Raw genomic sequence first — 24,657 nt, forward strand, 5'->3', positions numbered from 1 at the left:
GAGCCGATGAATATCCTGTACGACGAACGCGTCGATGGCGCGCTGCCCGCCGTGGACCAGGCAGAGCTGCTGCAGGCACTGCGCAGTGCCCTGCCGGACCTCGATATCCTGCACCGCGAAGAAGACCTCAAACCCTACGAATGCGATGGCCTGTCGGCCTATCGCACGGTACCGCTGCTGGTGGTACTGCCCGAGCGCCTGGAGCAGGTGCAGACGCTGCTCAAGCTGTGCCACCAGCGCGGTGTACCGGTGGTCGCGCGTGGCGCCGGCACCGGGCTTTCGGGCGGTGCCCTGCCGCTGGCCAAGGGTATCCTGCTGGTGATGGCACGCTTCAACCGCATCCTGGAGGTCAACCCGCAGGGCCGCTACGCCCGCGTGCAGCCCGGCGTACGTAACCTGGCCATCTCCCACGCCGCCGCACCCCATGGTATGTACTACGCACCAGACCCCTCCTCGCAAATTGCCTGCTCCATCGGTGGCAACGTCGCCGAGAACGCAGGTGGCGTGCACTGCCTGAAGTACGGCCTGACCGTGCACAACCTGCTGAAGGTGGACATTCTCACGGTCGAAGGGGAACACCTGACCCTGGGCAGCGATGCCCTGGACAGCCCCGGCTTCGACCTGCTGGCGCTGTTCACTGGCTCTGAAGGCATGCTCGGCATCGTCACCGAAGTGACCGTGAAACTGCTGCCCAAACCGCAGGTGGCGCGGGTGCTGCTGGCCAGTTTCGACAGTGTCGAGGACGCTGGCCGGGCGGTGGCCGAAATCATCGCCGCCGGCATCATTCCAGGCGGCCTGGAGATGATGGACAACCTGGCAATCCGCGCCGCCGAAGACTTCATCCACGCTGGCTACCCCGTTGACGCGGCGGCCATCCTGTTGTGCGAGCTGGATGGCGTGGAGGCCGATGTGCACGACGACTGCGAACGGGTGGCCGCCGTGCTGACCCAAGCCGGCGCCCGCGAGGTGCGGCTGGCCTGCGACGAGGCCGAGCGCGTGCGTTTCTGGGCCGGGCGCAAGAACGCCTTCCCGGCGGTGGGGCGCATTTCCCCGGACTACTACTGCATGGACGGCACCATCCCACGCCGCGAACTGCCGCGGGTGCTCAAGGGCATCAGTGACCTGTCCAGCGAATACGGCCTGCGCGTGGCGAATGTGTTCCACGCCGGCGACGGCAACATGCACCCGCTGATCCTGTTCGATGCCAACCTGCCCGGCGAGCTGGAGCGGGCCGAAGCCATTGGCGGCAAGATCCTCGAACTGTGCGTGGCGGTGGGCGGCAGCATTACCGGCGAGCACGGTGTAGGGCGCGAAAAAATCAACCAGATGTGCGCGCAGTTCAACAGCGACGAAATCACCTTGTTCCACGCGGTCAAGGCCGCGTTCGACCCGCAGGGCCTGCTCAACCCCGGCAAGAACATCCCCACCCTGCACCGTTGCGCCGAGTTCGGCGCCATGCACGTGCACCACGGACAACTGCCGTTCCCCAACCTGGAGCGCTTCTGATGAGCATGGACCGCGACATCGGCCAGGCCCTGCTGGAGCAGGTTAACCAGGCCTTGAACCAAGGCACGCCATTGCGTATCCAGGGCAGCAACAGCAAGGCCATGCTCGGCAACCCGGTGGCCGGCGAAGTACTCGACACCCGCAGCCACCGTGGCATCGTCAGCTACGACCCGACCGAACTGGTGCTCACCGCCCGCGCAGGCACTCCGCTGCGCGAGATCGAAGCGGCGCTGCACGAGGCCGGACAGATGCTGCCCTGCGAGCCCCCGCATCTGGGCCCCGAGGCCACCTTGGGCGGCATGGTCGCGGCGGGCCTGTCCGGCCCCAGGCGGCCGTGGGCCGGTTCGGTACGTGACTATGTGCTCGGCACGCGGGTGATCACCGGCCACGGCAAGCTGCTGCGCTTTGGTGGCGAGGTAATGAAGAATGTGGCCGGTTACGATGTATCACGGCTGATGGCCGGCAGCTTCGGTTGCCTGGGGTTGTTGACTGAAGTTTCCTTGAAGGTGCTGCCTCGGCCGCGCGAATGCCTGAGCCTGCGCCTGCCGATGGGCTGCCACCAGGCACTGGCCGAGATGGCCGAATGGGGCCAGCAGCCATTGCCGATCAGCGCGGCCTGCCATGACGGCGACGCCCTGTACCTGCGCCTGGAAGGCGGTGAGGGCTCGGTGCAGTCGGCCCGCCAGCGCCTGGGCGGCGAAACCATCGACAGCGGCTTCTGGCGCGACCTGCGCGAGCAGCGCCTGGCGTTCTTCAGTGACTCCGCGCCGCTATGGCGGCTGTCGCTGCCCAACGCCACCGGCGAGTTGCACCTGCCCGGCCGGCAGTTGGTCGACTGGGGGGGGGCCCAGCGCTGGCTGAAGTCCAGCGCACCGGCGCAGGCGATTCGCGAGCAACTCGCCAAGGTGGGCGGCCACGCTACCTGCTACACCCCCGGTGCAGCCAGCAGCCCACCCCTGCCCGCCGCACTGATGCGTTACCACCGCGCCCTCAAGCAGCAGCTCGACCCCCAGGGGGTGTTCAACCCTGGCCGCCTGTACCCGGACCTGTGAGGCCAGACCATGCAAACCAACCTGAGCGAAACAAGCCGCCGGCTGGCCCGCGCCGACGAGGCCGAAAGCATTCTGCGCTCCTGCGTGCACTGTGGTTTCTGCACCGCCACCTGCCCCACCTACCAGCTGCTGGGCGATGAACTGGACGGCCCGCGCGGGCGTATCTACCTGATAAAGCAGGTGCTCGAAGGCGAGCCGGTCACCGCCAGCACCCAACTGCACCTGGACCGCTGCCTGAGCTGCCGCAACTGCGAAACCACCTGCCCATCCGGGGTCAGGTACCACGACCTGCTGGACATCGGCCGCGCCGTGGTCGAACAGCAGGTACCGCGCCCGCTTGGCCAGCGCCTGCTGCGCCAGGGCCTGCGTGCGGTGGTGCCACGCCCTGCGTTGTTCAAGGCGCTGACCCGCAGCGGCCAGGCCCTGCGCCCGCTGTTGCCGGCCACGCTCAAGCGCAAGCTGCCGGCGCGCATCACGGCGCCCGGCGAGCGCCCCGCGCCACGCCACGCACGCCAGGTGCTGATGCTGGAAGGCTGCGTGCAGCCGGCCTTGTCACCCAATACCAATGCCGCTGCGACACGCCTGCTCGACCGCCTGGGGATTAGCGTGCAACCGATCCATCAGGCCGGCTGCTGTGGCGCGGTGGATTATCACCTCAATGCCCAGGAGCAAGGCCTGCAGCGTGCGCGGCGCAATATCGACGCCTGGTGGCCGGCTATCGAAGCAGGTGCCGAGGCCATCGTGCAAACCGCCAGCGGCTGCGGCGCGTTCGTGCGCGACTATGGTCACCTGCTGGAGCACGACACCCGCTACGCTGCCAAAGCTGCAAGGGTCAGCGCCCTGTCCCGCGATCTGGTAGAAGTATTGCGCGATGAGCCGATCGAGCAACTGGGCCTGTGCGCCGAACAGCGCCTGGCCTTCCACTGCCCCTGTACGCTGCAACACGCCCTGAAACTGGGGGGCGCGGTAGAGGCGCTGCTGACGCGCCTGGGCTTTACCTTGACCTCGGTGCCGGACGGCCACCTGTGCTGCGGCTCGGCTGGCACCTATTCGCTGACCCAGCCGGCGCTGTCGCTGCAACTGCGTGACAACCGCCTCAACGCACTGGAAAGCGGCAAACCGCAAGTCATCGCCACCGCCAACATCGGCTGCCAGGCCCACCTCGATGGGGCCGGGCGCACGCCAGTACGGCACTGGATCGAAATCGTCGAAGCAGCCTTGAACCCGGAGAACCCCCATGCATAGCAAGTTCGTGATCGGCCATGCCGAAGTCGCCCGTGTGCTGGCCGCCGCCCGCCAGGAAGCCTTGGCACAACAATGGAACGTGACCATCGCCGTGGTCGACGACGGCGGCCACCCCTTGGCCCTGGAACGCCTGGATGGCTGTGCGCCGGCCAGTGCCTACATTGCCGTGGAGAAAGCCCGTACCTCCGCGCTGGGGCGCAAGGAAACACGGGATTACGAGCAAATGGTCAATGGCGGCCGTACCGCATTCGTCACCGCACCGCTGCTGACCAGCCTGGAAGGTGGCGTGCCGTTGCGGGTGGATGGCCAGGTGGTGGGTGCCATCGGCGTATCCGGGGTCAAGTCCGAACAGGATGCCCAGGTAGCCAAGGCTGGGGCGGCTGCCTTGTAGATCCTGTAACGGCCTCTTCGCGGGTAAACCCGCTCCCACAAGTACTGCACTGGATTTGAGGTGCCTGCGGTCCCTGTGGGAGCGGGTTTACCCGCGAAGAGGCCCGCACAGGCGACTGAATTCCCGAAGACCGAACATCGAGCGAACAGACAATGTCAAACGAACTCCAGATCGCCCCCACCCTCCAGCGCTTCATCGAAGACGAAGTCCTCCCCGGTACCGGTATCGAAGCCAACGCCTTCTGGCAAGGTTTCAGCACCCTCGTCCACGACCTTGCCCCGCAAAACCGCGCCCTGCTCGCCGAACGCCAGCGCCTGCAAACCGAGCTGGACAACTGGCACCGCCAGCACCCCGGCCCGATCCGCGACATGGCCGGCTACCAGCACTTCCTGCAAGGCATCGGCTACTTGGTCGAAGCCCCCGAACACGTGCAGATCAGCACCGCCAACGTCGACCGTGAAATCGCCATACAAGCCGGCCCGCAGCTGGTTGTGCCGCTGAGCAATGCCCGCTACGCCCTCAACGCCGCCAACGCCCGCTGGGGTTCGCTGTACGATGCGCTGTACGGCACCGATGCCATTGCCGAAACCGCTGGCGCCGAACGCGGCCAAGGATACAACCCGGTGCGCGGTGCCAAGGTGATTGCCTATGGCCGGCAGTACCTCGACGCTAGCGCCCCACTCGACGGCGCTTCACACAGCGACGCCACAGCCTACGCAATCGACCAGGGCACCCTGCAGGTCACCCTGGCCGACGGCCGTCAGGTCGTGTTGCAGAATCGCGCACAACTGCGGGGTTACCAGGGTGAGCCGAGCACACCCACGGCAATCCTGTTGCAGCACAACCAGCTGCATTTCGAAATCCAGATCGACCCAACCAGTGCGATCGGCCAGCAGGACATGGCCGGGGTCAAGGACATCGCCCTGGAAGCCGCGCTGACCACCATCATCGACTGCGAAGACTCGGTAGCTGCCGTGGATGCCGACGACAAAGTCAGCGTCTATCGCAACTGGCTGGGCCTGATGAAGGGTGACCTGAGCGAACAGGTGAGCAAAGGCAGCAAAACCTTCAACCGCACCCTGGCCGCAGACCGCCGGTACCACGGCGTAGACGGCCAACCCTTGACACTACCGGGCCGCTCGCTGCTGTTCATCCGCAACGTCGGCCACCTGATGACCAACCCGGCCATCCACGACCGCGATGGCCGGGAAATCCCCGAAGGCATCCTCGATGCCGTGATTACCAGCCTGATCGGCCTGCACGACCTCAAGCGCCGCGGCAATTCCCGCGAAGGCAGCCTGTACATCGTCAAACCGAAGATGCACGGGCCGGCCGAAGTGGCCTTCGCCGACCAGTTGTTCGGCCGCGTCGAAGCCCTGCTGGGCCTGCCGGCACATACCCTGAAGATGGGCATCATGGACGAGGAGCGACGCACCAGCGTCAACCTCAAGGCCTGTATCGCCAGCGCGGCGTCACGGGTGGTGTTCATCAACACCGGTTTCCTCGACCGCACCGGTGACGAGATGCACAGCGGCATGGAAGCCGGCGCCATGCTGCGCAAGAGCGACATGAAAGGCAGTGCCTGGATCCAGGCCTACGAACGCAGCAACGTGCTGGTCGGGCTGGCCTGCGGCCTGCGCGGCAAGGCACAGATCGGCAAGGGCATGTGGGCCATGCCCGACCTGATGGCGGCCATGCTCGAACAGAAAGTTGCCCAGCCAAAGGCTGGTGCCAACACCGCTTGGGTGCCGTCACCCACGGCCGCCACCCTGCATGCGCTGCACTATCACCAGGTAGACGTAGCCGCCGTACAACAGGCGCTGGAACAGGTCGACCTGGAAGCCCAGCGCGGCGCCTTGCTGCATGACCTGCTGAGTATTCCGGTCAGCCCCGAACGGCCTTGGAGTGCCGCTGATATCCAGGCCGAACTGGACAATAACTGCCAAGGTATCCTCGGTTACGTGGTGCGTTGGGTCGAGCAAGGAATCGGCTGCTCCAAGGTGCCCGACATTCACGATGTGGGCCTTATGGAAGACCGCGCCACCCTGCGCATTTCCGCGCAGCACATTGCCAACTGGCTGCACCATGGGGTGGTAGGGGCCGAGCAGGTCGAGGCGACTTTGCAACGCATGGCCCAGGTAGTCGACCAGCAGAATGCGGGGGATCCGGCATACCGGCCGATGGCAGCCGGTTTCGATACATCGCATGCCTTGCGCGCTGCGCGGGACCTCGTGTTCAAAGGGCGCGAGCAGCCCAGCGGCTATACCGAACCGTTGCTGCATGGCTGGCGCTTGCGCTTCAAGCAGGAGGTTCAGCGCTAGCCCAAGCTGCGCGGTCCCTGTGGGAGCGGCCTTGTGTCGCGATCGGGCTGCAAGGCAGCCCCGGGATTTCAGCAGCGATGCACATATTGCCGGGGCCGCTTTGCGGCCCGATCGCGACACAAGGCCGCTCCTACACTTGATCGGTGCAGACCTGTTTGATCAATCCTGCGAATCGACCACCACCGCCTCGCCAATCGCATAAAAATGCCCACCCGCCACGTAGTGCAGACTGCGCCATTGCGGGTCGGCACTCTCATAAGCCCAGTGCCCGTCCCGGAACACCCGGTCATCGGCCCAGGCCGCCACCACTTCGCCAATGAACAGATCATAGGTGTTCTGGTTGTGCGGCTCGTCGATCACCCGGCACATCAGCCACGCCGAGCAGCCCTGCACCAAGGGCGCCACATGCCCTTCCACCCGCGCCAGCTGCACACCGATGCTGGCCAGTTTGTCGGGCTGGTCGAACAGGCTTCGGGTACCGACCTGATGGGTCAGCTGCGCCTGGGCTGCGGTCGGCACCTGGATCACGAACCAGCCACTGCCCTCCACCAGCTGCCGGGTGCGGGCGATCTTGTCGAGCACCACGGTCACCTTGGGCGGGTCGAAGTCCAGCGCACAAGCCCAGGCAGCCGCCATGACGTTGTCCACCCCCTCGTGGCTGGCCGACACCAGCACCGTCGGCCCGTGGTTCAACAGGCGATAGGCCTTTTTCAGGTCGACGGGTTGGAAATGGCTGTTCATGGCAATCCTCGGCAAGACGGGTATCAGACGACGAATTGTGCAGCAGCCCCCGGCCTCCTGCCAGTCACGCATTGCACCTCAGCGCCTTCAGGCATTTCCCACAAGGTTCTCGGAAGCGTCCTACTTGCTGCCGCTGACCTTAGAAAACAAGATCGGATCTGGATGAAGCAAAGCCGCGCTCCAGAGGAGGCTCCGTATGCACCTGTACGCCCGCTCCATTGCCGAACTGCGCAGCAGACTGCGCGAAATGCTGGCCCATGACATGAGCAACCCCGATGAAGACCCGCACCTGTCGGGGGTCATGTTCTTCTGCGCCACCGATGAACAGTCCCGGCAATTGATCGAACGCATCGAGTTGCTGGCCAGCGAGGTGTTCTTCGACGCCAACGGGCGGGCCATCACCGAACACCTGAAAGCTGCCGCAGTGGATGGTGTGCGTATCAAGCGCAACCGCAAGGCGCCAGCGGACGAGACAGTGATCCGCATCGCGGTGGCGGACAAGGGCTATATCACCGTGAGCACCGCCCGGTTCTGAGCTTTTTGGGGCTGCGTTGCAGCCCCATGCCCTTCCTTGTCCAATCCGCTATCCTGAGCACTCCCCCGCTCCGGACCGCCCCATGGAACTGCACATTCGCCTGGAAGGCCGCAAAGGCCTGGCAGACCAGCTTTACCAGCAGCTGCGCGCCGGTATCGACAGCGGCCACCTGGCTGCCGGCACCCAACTGCCGCCCACCCGCCTGCTGGCAGAACAACTGGGCGTATCGCGCAAGACCGTGGCCGAGGCCTACTCGCGGCTGACCTACGACAACCTGCTCAGCGGCGTGGTCGGCCGTGGCACGTTCATCACCCCGCGCCAACCCCTGCGCAGCCATGAATCAGCCAGCGTTCCCCTGGCCGGCGCCGCATCCCTCGAACGCTGGCAGCAGCGCGCCACCGTGCTCGCCCAACGCCAGCTGCAAACGCCCTCGCGCTATGACTTTGTCGGCGGGGCATCGAGCAAGTCGCAGTTCCCGTTCGACCAATGGCGCAGCTGCCTGAATTACGCCCTGCGCCGCAGCCAGCGCCACCCCGAACGGCAGTTCCAGGCGCAGGGCCTGCCAGAGCTGCGCGAGGCCATTGCCCACCACATCGCCTACGCCCGCGGCGTGCACTGCAGCGCGGCCGACCTGCTGGTGTGCAACGGCGCCCAGCAAGCGCTGGACCTCATCGCCCGGGTACTGGTCGAACCAGGTTGTCAGGTGGCCATGGAAGACCCAGGCTACCCGCCGGCACGGCAGCTGTTCCTGGCCCTGGGCGCACGCCTGCAGTCCGTGCCGGTGGATGATGAAGGCCTGTGCGTGGAGCAGATCACCGATGGCACCCGGCTGATCTACGTAACGCCCTCCCACCAGTTCCCGCTGGGCATGCCCATGAGCGAGCCACGCCGACATGCCCTGCTGGCGCGAGCTGCCGAGCTGGGTGCACTGATCATCGAAGATGACTACGACTGCGAGTTCCGCTACCACGGGCCAGCTTCGGATGCACTCCAGCGCCTGGACCGGCACGGGCTGGTGGCCTATGTCGGGACCTTTTCCAAGACCTTGCTGCAAGAGCTGCGGCTGGGCTATGCCGTGCTGCCGCCTGCCGTGTTGCAGGCCGCCTGCGTGGCAAAGCACCTCAGTGACTGGCACAGCCCCACTTTGCTGCAGTGGGCGCTGGCGCGTTTTTTGGGCGAAGGCCACCTGAACAAGCACATCCGCCGCTGCCATGAGGTCTACAGCGCCCGCCGCGAGCGCATCCTGGCGCGCCTGGGGGGCGACCTGGCACCATGGTTCAGCCCAATTCCCGCCAGCGCCGGGTTCCACCTCAGCGCCTTGGCCGCGCCCGGGGTGGATGTGGAGTTGCTGGCCAACCTGGCACGCAAGGTAGAGGTCGGCCTGTATTCACTGGCGCCGTTCTTCAGCGAAGCGCCGGTACGCCCGGGGCTGTTGATGGGCTTCGGCGCCATCGAACTGCTGGACATCGACCCCGCACTGGACCGCGTGCGCGATACCCTGCAACGTCTCAGCTGACCGGCGCGGCGTTACCTGGCGCGACCGGTCGCGCGATGGCTGCGGCGTAGCCGCGCGGATTGAAGCAGCTGGTTACCAGCAACATGGCCACCACGGTCACGGTGAGCAGCGTCCACGACGCCTGGAAGTCACCGCTCACGTCACGCAGCCAGCCGGTGATATACGGCACGATACCGGTGATGATGAAGCCGATGCCCTGCACGAACGCCGCCAGGCTGCCGGCCTCGGCGGGCGTCCTCAGGTGCTCCAGGGTCAGCGTCAGGCTTTGGCTGAAGCAGGCGCCCAAGCCAAAACCGATCATCGCCACCCACAGCCCCGAAGCCTGGGTGGGTGCCAGCAGCAGGCCGAGAAAACCGGCCAGCTGGATCGCCAGTGCCAGCCACAGGCCCGGGCGGCGGTCGGCCCAACGCCGCAGCAACAGCGGCAACCCCAGAGCGCCGGCCACCTGGAACACCGTCATCAGGCCAACCAGGTCTGCGCCGCCCTGCGCACTGCCGCCGTGCTCGATATGGTACGCCGGCAGCCACGCCACCATGCTGGTGTAGCCGCCATTGATCAGGCCGAAGTACAAAGCCAGCAACCAGGCCCGGCGCGTGCCGAACCAGTGCCCGCCAGCAGCGCCGGCCAGCTTTGGCGCCCCCTGCCGTGGCCGCAGTACCGCCCATGCCAGCAGCGCCAGCAGCGCCGGGATCGCCCACAGGCCAAGGCCGACCTGCCAGTGGCCGAAATGGCCGCTGATATGGGGGCCAAGCACGGCAGCCATGCCGCCACCACTCATCAACGCTGCCGAGTACAGCCCCATCGCCCCCGCCAGGCGGCTTGGAAACCAGCGGTTGACCAGGCCCGGCATCATGCCCTGCACCACCGCCACGCCCAGGCCGGCGACCACCGCACTGGCAATCAACGCCCAGGCGCTGTCCAGTTGCAGGCGCCACAGGCAGGCCAGGGCAATTGCAGCCAGGCCACCGAGCATGCCGCCATGCTCGCTGATCCAGCGTCGTAGCCAAGGTTGCAGCAACGGCACCAGGCCCATGCACAGCACCGGCAACGCCGTCAGCAGGGCTGCCTGCTGGTAGCCCAGCCCGGTGCTGGCGCGCATGGGTTCGAGTAACGGGCCGATACTGGTCAGGATCGGCCGCAGGTTCAGCGCCAGCAGAATCACCAGCAACAGGTTCAAAGCAGCTCTCATTGTGCATCGGTTCTCGGGTAGCAGGACCCAGCCATTATCCCGGCTTGGCAGGCCTGGCAGAAATGAAGAGATTGGATGCTTGTCAGTGGCCACCTGAATGGCCGATTGGCCTCCCGCTTATGTGCGTAATTGGCTATCGGGGAGGCCAAAGGGCAGCGCTACAGTAGAGCCATTCCCACCCCACACCTTTTGGAGACAGCCATGCACAACCGTATCGAATGGGCCAAGCACGCCCCGGAAGCCTACAAAGCCATGGTCGGCCTGGAACAGGCCTTGGCCAAGAGCGGCCTGGAGAGTTCGCTGCTGGAACTGGTGCGCCTGCGCGCTTCGCAGATCAACGGCTGCGCCTATTGCATCAACCTGCACGCCAACGATGCCCGCAGGGCCGGCGAGACCGAAGCGCGCTTGCAGACCTTGAGCGTGTGGCGCGAAACCGCCTATTTCACCCCGCGTGAACGTGCGGCACTGGCCTGGGTAGAAAGCCTGACTCGCCTACCTGAACAGGGCGCGCCGCAGGGGGAGTATGAAGCCCTGCAGGAACACTTCGAGCCGGCCGAGGTGGCCAACCTGACCCTGGCGATTGCCACCATCAATGCCTGGAACCGCTTCGGGGTCGGGTTTGCCATGGTGCCGGCCTGATCATGCCTCATTACCTGCACCGGCCTTTTCGCGGGCACGCCCGGTCCCACAGGGACTGCGCAGGTTTCAGATCCCGTGGGGGCCTGTGGGAGCGGGCGTGCCCGCGAAGAGGCCGGTGCAGGTGACACATCAACGCCCGGCCAACCGCGCCCGATAGCTGCCGGGGCTCTGCCCGGTCCATTTCTTGAACGCCCGGTGAAATGCACTGGGCTCCTGGAAACCTGCCTGCTCGGCGATCTCGGCAATGCTCAACACCCCCTCGCGCAACCGCTCGAAGGCCATCGCCCGGCGCACCTCATCCTTGATCTGCTGGTACGACCGCCCTTCCCGCTCCAGCTGCCGGCGGAACGTACTGGCACTGATCCCCTGCTGCTGTGCCAGCGCCGCCAGTGTCGGCCACTGCCCATAGTGCCGGGCGCGCAAAAGCCGGTATACCTCAGCCGCCAGCCCGTTCTGGTTGCGAAAGCGGATCACCAACCCCTGCGGCGCACTGCGCAGAAAGGTTTTCAGGGTCGCCAGGTCCTGCACCACTGGCAGACGCAGGTAGGCGCTGTCGATCTCCACTTCGGTACGCCCGCTGCCCAGGCGCAGGTCCGGGCCCCACAACAGCAGGTCGTCGTCCTGGGCCGGGCGCGACACGGCCAGCTCGGTGCGGTCGATGGCAATCCGCCGCCCAGCCAGCCAGCACAACATGCCGATCATCAGCACCAGGTAGGTTTCCTCGGCATACACCCGGGTCAGCGGGTCGGCAATGCCCGACTGCACGCTGATCAGCGCGCGCCCACCGCGCACCGTCAGGCTGCCACGCAGGTCGCGCAGGAACAGGCCGAAGCCACTCATGCACTGGCGCAAGGCCTTTTCCAGGTTCGGTTCAAGGATCAGCCCCCGGCAGATCAAGGCGAAACTGCCCAGCGGCATGCCATGGCTGTCGAGGCGGAAGAACTCGTCGTCCAGGTGCTGGATCTGTGCCAGCCACAGCTCGGCGAAGGCCTTGGCCGGTACGCGTGCCTGGGGCTGTTCAAGCAGCTGCGGGTCGATGCCTACCGCGCGCAACTGTGCATCACGCTCGGCTGGGCTGTCGCGCAGGGCGTGGAGCATGGCATTGAGAAAGTACACGGCGACCGAATCGCTATCGCGCATGGTGGTTTTCGCTGTCTATGCTGAGTGGCAAAAAGTGCCAGGTTGTTTGAACAGATCCGGCATAGGCTGCAACAGAGCCTTTGCCTAGACTCGATCCCACTCCGGGACCGCCGGCCATTCTCGCAGAGCCTGGCCCGGTCCCGCCATGCCTAAGCTTACGGAGCCTCTATGAGCAGCCCAGAAATCTACGTCGTCAGTGCCGTGCGTTCCGCCATCGGTGGTTTTGGAGGCTCGCTCAAGGACCTGCCCCTGGCTGACCTGGCCACCACCATCACCCGCGCCGCCATCGAGCGCTCGGGCGTGGCCGCCGAGCAGATCGGCCATATGGTCATGGGCACCGTGATCCCGACCGAACCGCGCGATGCCTACCTGTCGCGGGTTGCCGCGATGAACGCCGGCATCCCCAAGGAAACCCCTGCCTTCAACGTCAACCGCCTGTGCGGCTCGGGCCTGCAGGCCATCGTCTCTGCCACCCAGTGCCTGCTGCTCGGCGATGCCGATGTGGCCGTGGCCGCCGGTGCCGAGTCTATGAGCCGTGGCCCGTACCTGCTGCCGCAGGCGCGCTGGGGCGCGCGCATGGGCGACCTGCAAGGCATCGACTACACCGTCGGCGTGCTGCAGGACCCGTTCGAACACTTCCATATGGGCATCACCGCAGAAAACGTCGCCGCCAAACACGGCATTACCCGCGAGATGCAGGATGAACTGGCACTGACCAGCCAGCGCCGCGCCGCCCGCGCCATTGCCGAAGGCCGTTTCGACAGCCAGATCGTCCCGGTGGAGCTGAAAACCCGCAAAGGCACCGTACAGTTCGCCGTGGACGAGCACGTGCGTGGCGACGTTACCGCCGAGCAACTGGCCGGCATGAAGACCGTGTTCAAGAAGGACGGCACCGTGACTGCCGGCAACGCCAGCGGCATCAACGATGGCGCGGCCGGCCTGGTGCTGGCCAGCGGTGATGCCGTGCGTCGCCTGGGCCTGAAGCCGCTGGCGCGCCTGGTGGGCTATGCCCACGCCGGTGTCGAGCCCGAACTGATGGGCCTGGGCCCGATCCCGGCCACCCGCAAGGTGCTGGAAAAGACCGGCCTGAAACTGCAGGACCTGGACGTGATCGAGTCCAACGAAGCGTTCGCCGCCCAGGCCTGCGCCGTGGCCCGCGAGCTGGGCTTCGACCCGGAGAAGGTCAACCCCAACGGTTCGGGTATTTCCCTGGGCCACCCGGTGGGTGCCACTGGCGCAATCATCGCCACCAAGGCCATCCATGAACTGCAGCGCATTCAGGGCCGCTACGCCCTGGCCACCATGTGCATCGGTGGCGGCCAAGGCATTGCCGTGGTCTTCGAGCGCGCCTGAGGGAGCCTGACACATGAGTATTGAACAGATCGCCGTGATCGGCGCCGGCACCATGGGCAACGGCATTGCCCAGGTGTGCGCCGTCGCCGGCTACCAGGTGCTGCTGGTGGATGTTTCCGACGCGGCGCTGGAGCGCGGCGTGGCCACCTTGAGCAAGAACCTCGAGCGCCAGGTGAGCAAAGGCACCCTGGATGCGGACAAGGCGGCGGCGGCAAAGACGCGCATCCGCACCAGCACCGACTACGCCCAACTCAGCAGCGCGCAGCTGGTGATCGAGGCCGCCACCGAAAGCCTGCAGCTCAAGCAGCGCATTTTGCAGCAAGTGGCCGCCAACGTCGCCAACGACTGCCTGATCGCCACCAACACTTCGTCGCTGTCGGTTACCCAGCTGGCCGCCAGCATCGAGCACCCCGAGCGCTTCATTGGCGTGCACTTCTTCAACCCGGTGCCGATGATGGCGCTGGTCGAGATCATCCGCGGCCTGCAGACCAGCGACAGCACCTACGCCCAGGCGCTGGTGGTGACCGAAAAGGTCGGCAAGACGCCGATCACCGCAGGCAACCGCCCAGGCTTTGTGGTCAATCGCATCCTGGTCCCGATGATCAACGAAGCGATCTTCGTGCGGCAGGAAGGCCTGGCCAGTGCCGAGGACATCGACACCGGCATGCGCCTGGGCTGCAACCAGCCCATCGGCCCGCTGGCCCTGGCCGACCTGATCGGCCTGGACACCCTGCTGGCGATCATGGAGGCCTTCCATGAAGGCTTCAGCGACAGCAAGTACCGCCCTGCCCCGCTGCTCAAGGAAATGGTCGCGGCCGGTTGGCTGGGGCGCAAGACCGGCCGCGGTTTCTTCACCTACTGAGGACAAGGCGCCATGCCCCCGGTCAATGCCGCAATGCGCTGTGCCAGCTTTGAGGAGCGACGTGACCGGGCCATGGCGCTGTTTGCCGAAAAGGGCTTTGGCCAGGTCAGCATGCGCGAGCTGGCGGCCCATGTGGGGCTGACGGCAGGCTCGCTGTACCACCACTTTCCCAGCAAGCAGGACCTGTTGTACGACTTGATCGAGGAGTTGTACGAAGAACTGCAGGCCACTTTGGACCAAGGCCGCCGGGCCATGGCCCGCGGGGCCTCGGCACTGGGCTGCCTGATCGCAGCGCACTGGCAATTGCATGCCGAGCGGCCGATGCAGTTTCGGCTGGCGGAGCGTGACTTGTGCTGCCTGAGCGATGACCAGCAGGCGCGCCTGGCCTTGTTGCGCAACCGTTACGAGGCGGGGTTGCTGAGGTTGATCGCGCCACAGGCGAAGTTGCAGGGGCAAGCCTTGGTGGCGACGGCGCATGTGGTGGCGACGCTGCTGAACCAGTTGCCGGGGATGTTGAAGGCATTGCCAGAAGAACAGGGGCTGGGGCTGATGGAAAGCATGTTGGCAGGCGGTATAGAGCGGACCCTGCGCTAGGCCCACCCAGGCCAACACAGACCTGTAGGAGCGGCCTTGTGTCGCGATGGGGCGCGCAGCGGCCCCGCCAATCTCGCGATGAGGCAAAGATCTAGGGGCCGCACTGCGCCTGAAGATCTGCTTTCAGCGCAACAATTTCTGGATCTGCTCGTGCAAGGTATCCAGGTCAAACGGTTTGGCCAGGATCGGTGCCTTGCGGGTGATCGGGCTGCCAGACTCGAGGATCTCGGCCGGGTAGCCACTGATGAAAATCACCTTCAGGTCTGGCCGCAACTTAACCGCGGGCTCGGCAATCTCCACGCCGGAGATGCCACCCGGCAAGCGGAAGTCCGTCACCATCAGGTCCAGGTGCGGTTTGCTGGCCAGGATGGCAAACGCCTGTTCGCCATCTTCGGCCACCAGCACGTGGTACCCCTCACCTGCCAGGTAATCACGCAAAATCATGCGAATCGCCGGTTCGTCCTCGACGACCAACACCACATCTTGTGCATCTTCACTCATGTTAACGCCTTGAAATTCTTACAGTTGGCCATCAGACCCCAGGCTCACGCAGAGGTTGCCCGCGCCTGGTCGTTTTGTTCTTTGAATGTTGCCAGCGGCAATTGCAGGGTGAATGTGGCGCCCTTGCCTTCCTCGCTTTCAACCCGTATCCGGCCACCGTGCGCCTGCACGATCTGTTCGGAGATGTACAACCCCAAACCCAAGCCCCCACTGGCTTGCTGGGCAGCGACCCGCTCGAATTGCTGGAAGATCCGCTGCTGGTTGGCGGCGCTGATACCGATGCCGTGATCCTGCACCTGCACCCAGGCCATGCCCTCCTGCTCGAACACCCGCACCTGCACCGGTTTGCGCTCGCCGTAACGCATGGCGTTGGACAACAGGTTGGCCACTACTTGTTCAATCCGGAATTCGTCCCACTCACCCTTCAACGCTTCGCAGCGCTGCAGTTCGATGTGTGTTTCCAGGGCCATGGCCTGGGCGGTGAAGTTTTCCACCAACCCGCGCACCAGCTGGCCGAGGTCGAACAGCCTGGGGCGCAGCGACAATTTACCGGTACGGATGCGCGAAACATCAAGCATGTCTTCGACCAACCGGATCAGGCTGTTGATCTGCCGCTCGTCGCGCTCGACCATGGCCTGCAGCTTGTCGGCGCTGAAGGCGTCCAGGTTGCCCCGTGCCAGGTGCATCTTGCGCAACTGGGTTTCCAGGATCAGGCCATTGAGCGGCGTGCGCACCTCGTGGGAGACGATCGACATGAAGTCGTCGCGCATGCGCACGGCATGCTCCAGCTCACATCGCGCCACCTGCAGCTGGCTGAGCAATAGCTCTTGCTCCTGGCGGCTATGCTCCAGGGCTTCCAGCTGCCGGCCCAGCACCTTGCGCTGGCGGAAAAGGTCGACGAACACCGAGACCTTGCTTTTCACCGCCAGGGTATCGAGCGGCTTGTGCAGAAAGTCCACGGCGCCGCTCTCGTAGCCCTTGAAGGCATAGTTCATCTCGCGGCCTGCGGCGCTGACGAAAACGATCGGGATGTTCTTGGTCTTGTCGGTGCCGCGCATCAGCTCGGCAAGTTCGAAACCGTTCATGCCCGGCATCTGTACATCGAGGATGGCCAGCGCGAACTCGTGCTCGAGCAGCAACGACAACGCCGCTTCGGCAGACTGGGCCTGGTGCACCTCGCGGTCGTCGCCCTGGATCAGGGCATCGAGCGCCAGCAGGTTTTCCGGCAGGTCGTCGACAATCAGCAGTTTGGCGGTGGTGTGGCTTAGCATGCGCTGTATTCCAGGGTCGCGAGCAGCTGCCCGATACCACTCAGAGTAAGGATATGGTCGGGCTGGTGCAGGGCCAGGGCGGCCTCCGGCATCAGGGCGACCTGTGCGTCGCGAGGGTCTTGGACTATCGTGCGGCCCCCATTGTTCTTGATATAGGCAAGGCCCCTAGCGCCGTCTTCATTGGCACCGGTGAGCAGCACGCCTAGCAGGCCGTCGCCATAGGCATCGGCCGCCGAGATGAACAAAAAATCGATTGCTGGACGCGAGAAATGCACGGGTTCTTCCTGGCTCAGCGACAGCGTCAGGTCGTGCTCCACCGACAGGTGGTAACTCGGCCCCGCCACATAGATCTGCCCGCTGCTGATCCGTTCCTTGTCACGTGCCTCGTGCACCGGCCGATGCAGCCGACGCTGCAGCACTTCGGCCAGTTGGCTGTGGCGGTCGTCCGGCAGGTGCAGCACGCAGAGCACAGGCAGGGCGAACGCCGGTGGCAGCGCGCCGAGCACTTCAAACAATGCCGCCACGCCGCCAGCCGAGGCGCCGATCACCACTGCGCGTACGCCGTTCATGATTTACGGAAGATCCGTTCGGGCTTGACCAGCGGCTCGAACCGGTCGCTGTAGGCCGAAAAGTCCACCGACTCCTTGCTGCCCAGCACCAGGAAACCCCGGTGGCAGAGCGACTCATGGAATAGCCCGAGGGCGCGGTCCTGCAGCTCCTTGTTGAAGTAGATCAGCACGTTGCGGCACGACACCAGCTGGGTCTCGGAGAAAACGCTGTCGGTGGCCAAGCTGTGGTCGGCGAAGGTCACGTTGTCGCGCAGGCTGCTGTCCATGATGGCGTTGCCATAAGCCGCCGTGTAGTACTCGGTAAAGTCACGACGGCCGCCGGCCAGGCGGTAGTTTTCCTCGTACTCGCGCATGCTCTGCATCGAGTAGATGCCCTGCTTGGCCCTGTCCAGCGAATGCGGGTTGATGTCGGTGGCGTAGATGATAGTGCGCTCGAGCAGCCCTTCTTCACGCAACAGAATGGCCATGGAATACACCTCTTCCCCTGTGCTGCAGCCTGCAATCCAGACCTTGATCGAGGGCCAGGTACGCAGCAGCGGCACCACTTCGTTGCGCACGGCAAGGAAGTGGTCAGGGTCGCGGAACATCTCGCTGACCGGGATCGTCAGGTACTGCAGCAACTGCATGAACATGCCTGGGTCATGCAGCACACGCTCCTGCAGCGCCGACACCGTCAGGCAGTCGAACTGGCGCAGCGCGTGCAGGATCCGGCGCTTGATCGAAGCGCCGGAGTAGTTGCGGAAATCGTAGCTGTACTTGAGGTAGATGGCCTCGATCAGCAAGCGGATTTCGATGTCGGTGTTACGTTCGCTAGTCAAATTCGCTCCAGTTGCGGCAGCCATACACGAATCAACGAGAACAAGCGGTCCAGGTCGATCGGTTTGGCCAGGTAATCATTGGCTCCGGCCTGCAGGCAACGCTGCTGGTCATCCTTCATGGCCTTGGCGGTCACGGCGATGATCGGCAGTTTGCGCCAACGCGGTTGCTGGCGGATCAGCCGGGTGGCCTCGAAGCCGTCCATCTCGGGCATCATCACGTCCATCAGCACCAGGTCGATGTCGTCATGCTGCTCCAGGCGCTCGATGGCCTCGCGGCCGTTACGGCCGATCTCGACGATGGCGCCCTTGTGCTCCAGGGCACTGGTCAGGGCGAAGATATTACGCACGTCGTCGTCCACCAGCAGCACCCTGCGCCCCTCGAACACCTTGTCGCGGCTACGCGCAGTCTTGAGCATGCGCTGGCGTTCGTTGGACAGCTGCGATTCTACCTTGTGCAGGAACAGCGTCACTTCGTCGAGCAGGCGCTCCGGCGAACGCGCGCCCTTGATGATGATCGACCGCGAATACTTGAGCAGGTCGGCTTCTTCTTCGCGGGTCAGGTTGCGCCCGGTGTACACGATTACCGGCGGGAAGGAGCGGATATCCTCGGCGGTCATGCGCTTGAGCAGCTCGTTGCCGAGCATGTCGGGCAGCTTGAGGTCGATGATCATGCAGTCGTAGATGTTCTCGCGCAACAGCGCCAAGGCGTCCTGGGCCATGGCCACGGCAGTGATCTCGATATCGTCGTCGCCAATCAGCCGGGCGATGCTCTCGCGCTGCAGGTCGTCGTCTTCCACCAGCAGGATATGCTTGAGCTTTTGCGTAAGCTTGGCTTCCAGGCGAGCGAAGACTTCCTTGAGTTCTTCGCGACTGGTCGGTTTCACCGCATACCCCACCGCGCCCATGTGCATGGCCGCTTCGACGCGGTCCTCCACCGAAATGATGTGCACCGGGATATGGCGGGTGCCAGCCTGCTCCTTCAGGCGCTGCAGCACGGTCAGGCCCGAGTGGTCGGGCAGGCGCATGTCCAGCAGGATGGCATCCGGTATGTACTGGGCCGCCAGCTCGAAGCCTTCGTCGGCACCATGAGCCACCAGGCAGCTGTAGCCCAGTTCGTGCGCAAGGTCGAATAGGATGCGGGCAAAGTTGGGCTCGTCTTCGATCACCAGAATGCACCGGGTATCGAAGGGTGCCCGCTCGCGGTCGTCGGCAAAAGTCGGCGCCGGGCGCATGGCGGCAGCGGCCACCGGCACTTGGGGTGCAGGTGGCAACGCGTCGACGGCAGGGCGCAGGCTTTGCGGCTCTATGTCCTCGGCCTCGGCAGCATAGCGTTCCGGCAGAATCAGGCTGAACACACTGCCCTGGCCCGGGGTGCTCTCGACATTGATCTGGCCACCGAGCAAATGCGCCAGGTCCCGGGAAATCGACAGGCCCAGGCCGGTGCCGCCGTAGCGGCGGTTGCTGGTGCCATCGACCTGATGGAAGGCGCCGAAGATCGCCTGCTGCTGATCGGCAGCAATGCCGATGCCGCTGTCGCGCACGGCGAACACGATACCGCTGCCAGCCTGGAAGCTGACGTTCATGCTGACCTGGCCGCGCTCGGTGAACTTGATGGCGTTGGACAACAGGTTCTTGAGGATCTGCTCCAGGCGCTGACGGTCCGTGAACAGGGTGGCCGGCACCTGCGGCTCGACCTTGACCTCGAAGGCCAGGCCCTTGTGGCCGGCAAGCGGCTGGAACATGCCGCGCAAGCCTTCTGCCAGGCGCTCGACCTGGGTGGTCTCGGGGCGCACTTCGAGTTTGCCGGCCTCGACCTTGGCGATGTCGAGAATGTCGTTGATCAAGTTGAGCAGGTCGTTGCCGGCCGAGTAGATGGATTCGGCGAACTTGACCTGCTCCTCGCTGAGGTTGCCTTCGCCGTTTTCTGCCAACAGCTTGGCCAGGATCAACGAGCTGTTCAGCGGCGTGCGCAGCTCGTGGGACATGTTGGCGAGGAATTCGGACTTGTACTTGCTCGAGCGCTGCAAGTCGTCGGCGCGGGCCTGCAACTCCACCTGCGCCCGGCCCAGCTCGTCGTTCTTGCGGTCGAGCGCATCGGTGCGTTCCGACAACTGCTCGTTGGTCTGCTCCAGCTCGGCTTGTTGGGTCTCCAGGTGGGCCTGGGACTCCTTGAGCACCCGTGACTGCTCTTCGAGCTCTTCGTTGGCAGTCTTGAGTTCTTCCTGCTGCACCTGCAGCTCTTCATTCAGTTGCTGGGTTTCGGCCAGCACTTCCTGCAGGCGCTGACGATAACGGGCGCTTTCGATAGACATGCCGAGGTTGCCGCCGACGCGTTCCAGCAGCTCTTCATCGCGTTCTTGCAGCGGGCGCAGGAAACCCAGCTCGATCACCCCGTTGATCTGGCCGTCTTCGGTAGCCGGCATCAGCAGCGCACTGCGCGGCAAGCCGCTGCCCAGGCCGGAACTGAGGCGATAGAAGTCTTCTGGCAGGTCGTCCAGGCGCAACAGGCGGCCTTCGCGCACCGCCTGGGCCAACAGGCCATCGTGGTCCAGCCTGATCTGCTCGCGGGCCTGCTCTTCGGCGCCCAGGCCATAACAGGCCACCCGCACCAGGCGGCCATGCTCGTCGCGCACATACACCGCGCCCACCACGCTGCCCAGATAAGAAGCGAAAAAGCGCAGGATGTTGTCGCCGAGCATGGGCAAGGTCAGTTGCCCGAGCACCTGCTGAGCCAACTGGGTCTGGCCGTTGCGCAACCAGGCCTGGTGCTCCAGACGCTGCGCCGAGCGCTGCTGGGCCTGAAGGTTTTCATCGTAGCTGGTCGACAGGGCCAGCAAGTCTCGACGGCCCAGGTACGCCAGCAAACCACTGAGGCTGACGATGAACAGCACGAAGGCCGAAATCGCCGTCACAGTAACCGAGCTGACCGTTTCGTTCCGGGCCATGCGCAGCTGTTGTTCGGTGCTGATCAGGCCATCGAATTCCTTACGGATTTCATCGGTGATGCGCTTGCCCCGGCCATTGCCGATTGAGGCCTGGTAATCGCCCTGGCTGCGGCGCAGGGTGATCATCTCGTTGCCGAAGTCGTTCCAGGCGTGCTGCAAGGCAATCAGCCGGTCGATGCGATCAACCTGCTGCGGGTTGTCCTCGACCATCGCGCGCAGGCTTTGCAGGCTGCCGAGAATACGCGGCTTGGCCACCTCGTAGGGGTCAAGGAAACGCTCGTCACCCGTGATCAGGAAGCCGCGCATACCGGTTTCCATGTCGATCGACAGTTTGACCGTCTCGTTGGCATTGCCGATCACCCGGTCGGTGTGCTCGACCCACTGCATGGCCGAAAGCAGGTAATTGATCACCGCGACGAAGGCCACCGCACCCAGCAGGCCAACCCCCAAGGGTAGGCCGATGTTACGGCTCAGCAGTTTGCGGAAGCTTCGCTGGTCCATCGAGGCTGCTTGAATCATGTGAAAACGCCCGAGAAAGAAAAGTCCATTGGAAAAGAGTGGCGGATTGTTGTTATCTGCCACTGCGCCGTCCTGATAAGCGAGTCTAACCAGCTTTACCGGGTCTGGCAGGGCATTTAGCCAGTATTTGAAGGCGCAGTGCGCCAATCGTTCCATCTGATTGCAGGGATCGGTATCCTCGGGAACTTCTGCTGCCAACCGGAGCACAGATTAAAGACATTCATTGCACAGGACCCAAACCATGCACCTTCTGGTAGTCGAAGATGACGACATCGTCCGTATGCTGATGGTCGAAGTGCTCGACGAGTTGGGCTACTCGGTCATCGAAGCCGAAGACGCCGCAGCCGCGCTGCGGGTGCTCGAAGACCCGAACCAGACACTGGCACTGATGATGACCGATGTGGGTTTGCCGGACATGCGCGGTGAGGCGCTGGCAGGCAAAGCACGCGAGTTGCGCCCGTTGCTGCCCGTGCTGTTCGCCAGTGGCTATGCCGACAGCATCGATGTGCCCGAGGGCATGCATCTGATTGGCAAGCCGTTCAGTATCGACCAATTGCGCGACAAGGTGGTGGCCATTCTCGGTCCGGTTTGAGATTGGGGCTCCCTGTACCGGCCCCTTCGCGGGTAAACCCGCCCCCACAGGGACCGCACCGTTTCGAACGCTGTGCAGTACCTGTGGGAGCGGGTTTACCCGCGAAGAGGCCAGTACAGGCAACACAGCTCACAGCTCCCTGCGCAACAGATAGGTATCCATGATCCACCCCTTGCGCCGCCTCTGCTGCTCACGCACTTCCAGTATCCGCGCCTTCACCCCCTGCAACGGCCCGGCAATCAGCACTTCATCCTCAGTCCCCAGGTAAGCGCCCCAATAGATCATCAACTCCGGGTCGTCGAGCTGGGCAAACGCGCACTGCCCGTCCAGCATCACCACCACGTTGTCGATAGGCCCGTGCCCGGCCAGGCGCCGCCCTGGCAGCACGGTCAGCGGCTCGCCGATGCGGTTGAGCGGCACCTGGTGACGCGCCGCCAGCGCCTGCAAACTGCTGATGCCAGGGATTATCTGCAGGCGCAGGGCCACGCCGCGTTCGCGGACCAGCTCGAGAATACGCAGAGTGCTGTCGTAAAGGGCTGGCTCGCCCCACAGCAGAAAAGCGCCGGTTTCCCCATCGCCAATCTCCTGCTCGATCAGTTGGGCATACAGCGCAGCACGCTGCCGGTGCCAGTTCTGCACCGCGCCAAGGTAGTCATCCGCCTGGCCATCGCGCAAGGGGTCGGCCACCTGCACCAGGCGATAGCCACCCTCGGGACGGTAGCGTTGCAGAATGGCCTTGCGCAGGCGGACCAGCTCATCCTTTTCGCCGCCCTTGTCGAGCACGAAGAACACGCAGGCGCTACGCAGCGCATCCACTGCTTCGTAGGTGATCTGGCGCGGGTCACCCGCACCGATGCCGATCAACAACAGCTCTTTCATTGCCCTGCCCTTTGCGGGAACCAGCAGCCATTGTCAGGCGGCCGCCGGTATTTGGCAAAACGCTCGCCTAGAAGACCGAGAAGTTGTAGCTGACAATGACCCGTGTTTCATCCATGTCACGCGCCCACTTCTCATAGTTGCTGCGGTAGGTGGAATTACGCAGGCGCACGCTGACATCCTTGAAAGTGCCACTTTGCACCTGGTACTTGAACTCGGTGTCGCGTTCCCATTCCTTGCCTTCGGCGCTGCTGCCCGGCACCTTGATATTGTCGCCGTTGATGTACCGGGTGAAGAAGGTCAGGCCGGGCACGCCCAGCGCCTTGAAGTCATAGTCGTAACGCACCTGCCAGGAACGCTCCTGAGCGGCGGCGAAGTCGTTGACCTGGGCATAGTTGACCAGGTACGGGTTGCTGCCATCCAGGTAGGGCATGGCGCTGTCGCCATACATCCGCTGCCAGCCGGCACTGACCTTGTGGCCGCCCAGGCTGTAGCCGAGCATGCCGCTGAAGGCACGATGGTCGATTGCACCGGCGCGAGCGTTGCCAATGTCATCACTCTTGATCAGGCGCAGGTCGGCCGACAGGCTGCCTACCGCCAACGGCTGGCTGGCCACCAGGCCGAGGAAGTGCTGGCGGTAGATGTTTTCCAGCTTGGCCACCTGGTACTGGGCACTGATCCGCTCGTTGAAGCGGTAATCGACACCCGCCAGGTCGAAGTGGTCAGCCTCGATGTCGCAGGCATAGCGCTTGTTCTTGCAGTGCACGCGAATGTCCTGGCGGTCGGTAGAATCCCGCGCGGTGTATTTGTCCATGCGGGCCAGGGTGAACTTCAAGTCGCGCACTTCTTCAGAAGTGAGCATGGCGCCATGGAACATGGTAGGCAGCAGGCGGCCATCGTTGTATTTGAGCAAGGGCACATCCGGCATCATCGAGCCGTATTTGAGCACGGTATTGGACACCTTGACCTTGGCCGCCAGCCCCATCTTCGCGTACTGGTCAGCCGAGTGCCGAGGATCATGCCCGGAAGAAGGCAGCAAACCGCTGTTACTGTCCGCCGGGCTGGAGTCCAGTTTGAAACCGAACATGCCCAGTGCATCCACGCCGAAACCTACCGGCCCCTGGGTATATCCCGACTGCACATTAAGGATGAAACCTTGTGCCCATTCTTCCCGCTTGGACGCACCTTGGCTGGAACTGCTGTGGCCGTCACGAAAATCCCGGTTGAAATAGACATTGCGTGCTTCAATCTTGGCACTGCTGTCTTCAAGAAAACCGGCGGCCTGGGCGTTGACGCCGGCACACAACAGGAACAGGCCGGCAACACGGCGCCCGGGGGCGAGGGGGAAAGGGGCAAACATGCGAGGAAACATCCAGAATCAAAGGCGAGTTAACACACTGTGGCACGAACTGGCCACGGCACTGCGACAAGGCCGAACAATCGCCGACCATCATCTGAAATGATCGCGCAAAGGCTCTGTCA

At 64.2% G+C, this 24,657-nt stretch carries 22 protein-coding genes; 12 read left to right on the top strand and 10 right to left on the bottom strand.

Features of this window, described 5'->3' with window-relative positions; all coding sequences use genetic code 11:
• Nucleotides 1-6: 6 nt before the first annotated feature.
• The 5 genes from glcD to ABI582_RS25930 all read left to right on the top strand — a co-directional run bounded on the left by glcD (nt 7) and on the right by ABI582_RS25930 (nt 6,515).
• Nucleotides 7-1,506, top strand: a complete 1,500-nt coding sequence (gene glcD / locus ABI582_RS25910; RefSeq protein ID WP_442120675.1) for a glycolate oxidase subunit GlcD — start codon at nt 7-9, stop codon at nt 1,504-1,506.
• Nucleotides 1,506-2,558, top strand: a complete 1,053-nt coding sequence (gene glcE, locus ABI582_RS25915; RefSeq protein ID WP_442120676.1) for a glycolate oxidase subunit GlcE — start codon at nt 1,506-1,508, stop codon at nt 2,556-2,558. Before glcD ends, glcE begins: the two co-directional genes overlap by 1 nt.
• Nucleotides 2,559-2,567: 9 nt before the next feature.
• Complete coding sequence (glcF, locus tag ABI582_RS25920) at nt 2,568-3,803, top strand: glycolate oxidase subunit GlcF (RefSeq protein ID WP_442120677.1); 1,236 nt, start codon at nt 2,568-2,570, stop codon at nt 3,801-3,803.
• Complete coding sequence (locus ABI582_RS25925; RefSeq protein ID WP_442120678.1) at nt 3,796-4,194, top strand: heme-binding protein; 399 nt, start codon at nt 3,796-3,798, stop codon at nt 4,192-4,194. The genes glcF and ABI582_RS25925 overlap by 8 nt, the downstream gene beginning before the upstream one ends.
• Before the next feature lie 152 nt (nt 4,195-4,346).
• Complete coding sequence (locus ABI582_RS25930) at nt 4,347-6,515, top strand: malate synthase G (protein ID WP_442120679.1); 2,169 nt, start codon at nt 4,347-4,349, stop codon at nt 6,513-6,515.
• 159 nt (nt 6,516-6,674) lie between these two features.
• Here the strand turns inward: ABI582_RS25930 and ABI582_RS25935 are convergent, their stop codons facing one another.
• Complete coding sequence (locus ABI582_RS25935; protein WP_442120680.1) at nt 6,675-7,256, bottom strand: flavin reductase family protein; 582 nt, start codon at nt 7,254-7,256, stop codon at nt 6,675-6,677.
• 196 nt (nt 7,257-7,452) lie between these two features.
• Here ABI582_RS25935 and ABI582_RS25940 point away from each other — a divergent pair, with 196 nt between their 5' ends.
• Nucleotides 7,453-7,791, top strand: a complete 339-nt coding sequence (locus ABI582_RS25940; RefSeq protein ID WP_442120681.1) for a hypothetical protein — start codon at nt 7,453-7,455, stop codon at nt 7,789-7,791.
• Nucleotides 7,792-7,873: 82 nt separating this feature from the next.
• Nucleotides 7,874-9,307 (top strand): MocR-like pyridoxine biosynthesis transcription factor PdxR, encoded by a 1,434-nt coding sequence (gene pdxR, locus ABI582_RS25945; protein WP_442120682.1) that lies wholly within the window; start codon nt 7,874-7,876, stop codon nt 9,305-9,307.
• On the opposite strand, the gene ABI582_RS25950 is transcribed toward pdxR, so the two are convergent.
• Nucleotides 9,300-10,496: a cyanate transporter gene (locus tag ABI582_RS25950; RefSeq protein ID WP_442120683.1), complete on the bottom strand. Its 1,197-nt coding sequence runs from the start codon at nt 10,494-10,496 to the stop codon at nt 9,300-9,302. The two genes, pdxR and ABI582_RS25950, sit on opposite strands and share 8 nt — an antisense overlap.
• 201 nt (nt 10,497-10,697) lie before the next feature.
• On the opposite strand from ABI582_RS25950, the gene ABI582_RS25955 reads away from it, so the two are divergent.
• Nucleotides 10,698-11,135, top strand: coding sequence for a carboxymuconolactone decarboxylase family protein (locus ABI582_RS25955; RefSeq protein WP_442120684.1), 438 nt, complete (start codon nt 10,698-10,700; stop codon nt 11,133-11,135).
• Between the two features lie 129 nt (nt 11,136-11,264).
• Here the strand turns inward: ABI582_RS25955 and ABI582_RS25960 are convergent, their stop codons facing one another.
• A complete protein-coding gene (locus ABI582_RS25960; RefSeq protein WP_442120685.1) occupies nt 11,265-12,275 on the bottom strand; it encodes an AraC family transcriptional regulator ligand-binding domain-containing protein in 1,011 nt (336 codons plus the stop codon).
• Between the two features lie 168 nt (nt 12,276-12,443).
• Between ABI582_RS25960 and ABI582_RS25965 the strand changes: the two genes are divergently transcribed.
• From ABI582_RS25965 to ABI582_RS25975, 3 genes are read left to right on the top strand one after another with little or no spacing between them, the layout of a single operon-like run.
• Nucleotides 12,444-13,628 (top strand): acetyl-CoA C-acyltransferase family protein, encoded by a 1,185-nt coding sequence (locus tag ABI582_RS25965; protein ID WP_442120686.1) that lies wholly within the window; start codon nt 12,444-12,446, stop codon nt 13,626-13,628.
• Nucleotides 13,629-13,641: 13 nt separating this feature from the next.
• Nucleotides 13,642-14,490, top strand: a complete 849-nt coding sequence (locus tag ABI582_RS25970) for a 3-hydroxybutyryl-CoA dehydrogenase (protein ID WP_049275465.1) — start codon at nt 13,642-13,644, stop codon at nt 14,488-14,490.
• Between the two features lie 12 nt (nt 14,491-14,502).
• Nucleotides 14,503-15,084: a TetR/AcrR family transcriptional regulator gene (locus ABI582_RS25975; protein WP_063426671.1), complete on the top strand. Its 582-nt coding sequence runs from the start codon at nt 14,503-14,505 to the stop codon at nt 15,082-15,084.
• Nucleotides 15,085-15,207: 123 nt separating this feature from the next.
• On the opposite strand, the gene ABI582_RS25980 is transcribed toward ABI582_RS25975, so the two are convergent.
• Genes ABI582_RS25980 through ABI582_RS26000 form a run of 5 tightly spaced genes read right to left on the bottom strand, consistent with a single transcriptional unit; the run spans nt 15,208 to nt 21,707 of the window.
• A complete protein-coding gene (locus ABI582_RS25980; protein WP_338744384.1) occupies nt 15,208-15,585 on the bottom strand; it encodes a response regulator in 378 nt (125 codons plus the stop codon).
• Between the two features lie 44 nt (nt 15,586-15,629).
• Nucleotides 15,630-16,856, bottom strand: coding sequence for a hybrid sensor histidine kinase/response regulator (locus ABI582_RS25985; RefSeq protein WP_338744385.1), 1,227 nt, complete (start codon nt 16,854-16,856; stop codon nt 15,630-15,632).
• On the bottom strand, nt 16,850-17,425 hold the full coding sequence (locus ABI582_RS25990) for a chemotaxis protein CheB (RefSeq protein ID WP_019472989.1): 576 nt from the start codon (nt 17,423-17,425) through the stop codon (nt 16,850-16,852). Before ABI582_RS25990 ends, ABI582_RS25985 begins: the two co-directional genes overlap by 7 nt.
• Complete coding sequence (locus tag ABI582_RS25995; protein WP_016499120.1) at nt 17,422-18,243, bottom strand: CheR family methyltransferase; 822 nt, start codon at nt 18,241-18,243, stop codon at nt 17,422-17,424. The genes ABI582_RS25990 and ABI582_RS25995 overlap by 4 nt, the downstream gene beginning before the upstream one ends.
• On the bottom strand, nt 18,240-21,707 hold the full coding sequence (locus ABI582_RS26000) for a response regulator (RefSeq protein WP_442120687.1): 3,468 nt from the start codon (nt 21,705-21,707) through the stop codon (nt 18,240-18,242). The genes ABI582_RS25995 and ABI582_RS26000 overlap by 4 nt, the downstream gene beginning before the upstream one ends.
• A gap of 241 nt (nt 21,708-21,948) precedes the next feature.
• On the opposite strand from ABI582_RS26000, the gene ABI582_RS26005 reads away from it, so the two are divergent.
• Nucleotides 21,949-22,299: a response regulator gene (locus ABI582_RS26005; protein WP_442120688.1), complete on the top strand. Its 351-nt coding sequence runs from the start codon at nt 21,949-21,951 to the stop codon at nt 22,297-22,299.
• Between the two features lie 129 nt (nt 22,300-22,428).
• Here the strand turns inward: ABI582_RS26005 and cobF are convergent, their stop codons facing one another.
• Nucleotides 22,429-23,178 carry a precorrin-6A synthase (deacetylating) gene (gene cobF, locus ABI582_RS26010; protein ID WP_442120689.1) on the bottom strand — a complete coding sequence of 250 codons (750 nt, stop codon included), beginning with the start codon at nt 23,176-23,178 and terminating at the stop codon, nt 22,429-22,431.
• A 67-nt stretch (nt 23,179-23,245) separates the two neighbouring features.
• Nucleotides 23,246-24,535: an OprD family porin gene (locus ABI582_RS26015; RefSeq protein WP_442120690.1), complete on the bottom strand. Its 1,290-nt coding sequence runs from the start codon at nt 24,533-24,535 to the stop codon at nt 23,246-23,248.
• Nucleotides 24,536-24,657: the final 122 nt, after the last annotated feature.

This window comes from Pseudomonas sp. SAS7 (assembly GCF_052112345.1).
GTDB classification, from domain to species: Bacteria; Pseudomonadota; Gammaproteobacteria; order Pseudomonadales; family Pseudomonadaceae; genus Aquipseudomonas; species Aquipseudomonas putida_Q.